The organism is Novosphingobium sp. KN65.2 (genome assembly GCF_001368935.1).
GTDB classification, from domain to species: Bacteria; Pseudomonadota; Alphaproteobacteria; order Sphingomonadales; family Sphingomonadaceae; genus Novosphingobium; species Novosphingobium mathurense.
This window is the reverse complement of the sequence record NZ_CCBH010000084.1, coordinates 1-3,729: the sequence shown is the minus strand read 5'-3', so window position 1 is coordinate 3,729 and position 3,729 is coordinate 1. Positions and strand designations below refer to the sequence as shown.

The following is a 3,729-nucleotide window of genomic DNA, read 5'->3' as shown; positions in this document are numbered from 1 at the left end:
CCCCCCCCCCCCGCCGCGGCGACAGCCGTCGCCAGTGAAGTAATAGCCCTTGAACGTCGAGAAATAGGTCTGGAAGAAGCGCTCGTGGTCACCCCAGACAGTGCGCATCTGGCCGGGCCAGGAATCGGTGAGGACAAGGCAACCGTCTCCGGCGCCGGTAATCTCGATACCTTCGTTGTCGACCAGCATCGGCTTCACGCCGAACATCGGACGCGTGGCCGAACCAGGCTTTAGCGCAGTGGCGCCGGGCAGCGGACTGATCATGATGCCGCCGGTCTCGGTCTGCCACCAGGTGTCGACGATCGGGCAACGGTCTTCGCCGACGACGCGGTGGTACCATTCCCAGGCTTCGGGATTGATCGGCTCACCGACCGAGCCCAGCAGGCGCAGCGACTTGCGGCTGGTCTTCTTCACCCACTCGTCGCCTTCGCGCATCAGGGCGCGCAGGGCCGTCGGGGCACCGTAAAAGATCTCGACGTCGAACTTGTCGACGACCTGCCAGAAGCGCGAGGCGTCGGGATAGTTGGGCACGCCTTCGAACATGACCGTCGTCGCGCCGTTCATCAGCGGTCCGTAGACGACATAGGAGTGGCCCGTGACCCACCCGATATCCGCCGCACACCAGTAGATCTGGCCGGGACGGTAGTCGAAGACGTATTCATGTGTCATCGATGCCCAGACGGAATAACCGCCAGTCGTGTGCAGAACGCCCTTCGGCTTGCCGGTCGATCCGGACGTGTAAAGGATGAACAGCGGATCTTCCGCATTCATTTCCTCGGGCGGGCAATCGCTCGACTGGCCGGAAACGCCAGTGGCCCAGTCGATATCGCGGCCCTCGGTCATCGGCACGTCCGCACCGGTGTGCTTGAGGACGATCACGGTGTCGACGCTGGTGCAATGCGAGAGCGCAGCATCGACATTCGCCTTGAGCGGGACTTTCTTGCCCCCGCGCAGACCCTCGTCCGAGGTCAGGACGATGCGGCTGTCGCAGTCGATGATGCGGCCTGCCAAGGCGTCGGGCGAGAAACCGGCGAAAACGATCGAGTGGATCGCGCCAATTCGGGCACAGGCGAGCATGGCAACGGCCGCCTCGGGAACCATCGGCAGGTAGATGGTGACACGCTCGCCGCGCTTGACCCCGCGTGACTTGAGCAGGTTGGCGAACTGGCAGACCTGCTCATAAAGTTCGCGATAGGTGATGCGGCGTTCCGGCTTGTTCGGATCGTCCGGTTCCCAAAGGATCGCAATGGCATCGCCGCGCTCGGCAAGGTGGCGGTCAAGGCAGTTGGCAGAGAGGTTGAGAGTTCCATCGGTGAACCACGAAATGCCGAAGTCGGCTTCGTGAAAACTGGTCTGTTTGACCGCGCTGAACGGCTTGATCCAATCGATCCGCTGCGCTTCCTCGCGCCAGAAACCTTCCGGGTCCTCAACCGAACGACGGTACATTTCCTGATAGCGGGCATCGTCGATCAGGGCGTTCTGGGCCCATTCGGCGGGGACGGGATAGACGGTCTCTGCCATGTCTCTCATTCTCCTCTCCGTGGAGTGTGTCCGGCAAACCCGGCTTTCCACGAACCTTTAGCACATAGACCCGTGTACCGGGACATTAGACCATGGTCGTAACCGTTAGACCATGGTCAGGATGGTTCAAACACACCTCCTGCCTGATCCTGTGAAAGTTCCGGAACATCTCCCGAAAAGTGGAGAGGCCGGGCTCGGGAAGGAGAGGATCATGAACCACGCCACAAGTGGGAATTCCAAAGCGCGATTGCTAGCTAGCGCATTGCTTGCAGGCAGTTTTCTGGTTGCGCCTGCCGCAGCCCATGCCGCAGCCCATTCCGCAACCAACCGTGAGGCACAGCTCGAAGACAGGCTCGAACGGCTCGAGGCGGAAATGGCGCAATTGCGCGCCGATCTCGTGCAGGCCCGGCAGCAACAGGCAGAAACCCAGGCTACGGCCCAGCAGGCCATTGCCTCGGCCACTGCCAGGAGCGAGGAAGCCGCCGCCAAGGTTGCTGCCCTTGAAAGCAAGCCGCAGGCAGATGGCTTCAGGTCGGGCGACACGACGATCAAGCTGGGCGGCTACATCAAGATGATCGCTTCGACGAGCCGCTTCAGCGAAGGCGAAGTGGCCACAAACTCTCTGGGACGCGACTTCTACCTGCCTCAGGCCATTCCCACCGGAAGCGGGCCTTCGCAGCGGGTCGAGGACTTCACTGCAAAGCAATCGCGCTTCTGGCTCAACCTTGCCACCGACGTAGGAGGCCACAGCGTGAAGGGCCTTGTCGAGGTCGATTTCCAGACTGCGCCGGGCACGCAAGGATCGCAGCGCACCACCAATGGCTACAACCTCGCCCTGCGCCGTGCCTGGATGCAGGTCGGCAGGCTCACCATCGGCCAGGACTGGTCGACGTTCCAGTACACTGGCGCCCTGCCCGAAAGCACCGACTTCGTCGGCACGACCGAAGGCACGGTTTTCGTAAGACAGCCGCTCGTGCGCTACAGTGCGCCAGTCGGCAAGGGGCTGGCCCTGCATGCCTCCATAGAGGAGCCGGAATCGGGCACGGCTACGCTGGGCTCGCCTGCCCTTACGGAGAACGGCGACGACAGGATCCCCGATTTCGCCGCCCGCCTGGCTTGGACCGGCAAGGCCGGGGAAGCCTCGCTGGCCGGCCTCGTACGGCAGGTCCGCGTCGCCAGCGCCGGCACCGCGGCCGACACCATGGGCTGGGGCGTCAGTGTCGGCGGCAAGCTCTGGCTCAACCGGAACAAGTCGAGCGATCTGCGCGCGCTGGTGACCTACGGTCATAACGCCAGCCGCTACATCGGCCTGAACTTTGCCCCGGACGCCGTCTACGATCCGGCGACCAACGACCTCGCCAACGTCAACGTCCTGGCCGCCATGGTTGCCGCTCGCATCGCGATCGCCCCCAATGTCCGCATCAACCTGATGGGCAGCTACCAGGATGTCGACTATGCCAAGAGCCTGCCGCTCGACAGCATCGCCAGCTTCAACAAGCGGGCATGGAGCGGTGCAGCCAACGTCTTCTATTCGCCGGTCAAGAACATCGATCTCGGCCTCGAGTACCGCCATGGCGAGCGCAAGCTGGTCAACGGCAATGACGGCGCCCTCGACCGCGTCGAATTCGCAGCAAAGTACAGCTTCTGAGGATATACCTTGCCTGCCTGACAACGACCGGGCGGGCCCATTTGGGAGAGTGAGCAATGGCTACGACATATGACGCCTTGCCGAAGCATCACAAGGCGACGGGCCGGGAAAAGCTCGTCATTACGGCATCGTCGCTCGGCACCGTGTTCGAGTGGTACGACTTCTATCTCTACGGGCTGCTTGCCAGTTTCATTTCCAAGGTCTTCTTTTCGGGCGTCAACGAAACGACCGGCTTCATCCTGGCGCTGGGCGCCTTTGCCGCCGGTTTTGCAGTCCGCCCCTTCGGTGCGCTCGTGTTCGGTCGGGTCGGCGACCTTGTCGGCCGCAAGTACACGTTCCTCGTTACGATGGGCCTGATGGGCCTGTCCACTTTCGCGGTCGGCCTGCTGCCCGGTTACGATACCATCGGCATCGCCTCGCCTATCATCCTCGTCACCTTGCGCATCATCCAGGGCCTGGCGCTGGGCGGTGAGTACGGCGGCGCAGCGACATACGTGGCCGAGCACGCGCCCGACAACAAGCGCGGCCTCTACACCAGCTTTGACCGGCCCCCACTGAGT

The 3,729-nt window shown here is 62.8% G+C and carries 3 protein-coding genes; 2 read left to right on the top strand and 1 reads right to left on the bottom strand.

Annotated elements, in window-relative coordinates; genetic code table 11:
- On the bottom strand, positions 1 to 1,521 hold a 1,521-nt coding region (gene acs, locus SPHV1_RS03435), incomplete at its 3' end, for an acetate--CoA ligase (protein WP_054944682.1).
- 211 nt (positions 1,522 to 1,732) lie between these two features.
- On the opposite strand from acs, the gene SPHV1_RS03430 reads away from it, so the two are divergent.
- Positions 1,733 to 3,169 carry a DcaP family trimeric outer membrane transporter gene (locus SPHV1_RS03430; RefSeq protein WP_231634496.1) on the top strand — a complete coding sequence of 479 codons (1,437 nt, stop codon included), beginning with the start codon at positions 1,733 to 1,735 and terminating at the stop codon, positions 3,167 to 3,169.
- A 56-nt stretch (positions 3,170 to 3,225) separates the two neighbouring features.
- On the top strand, positions 3,226 to 3,729 hold a 504-nt coding region (locus SPHV1_RS03425), incomplete at its 3' end, for an MFS transporter (protein WP_156367224.1).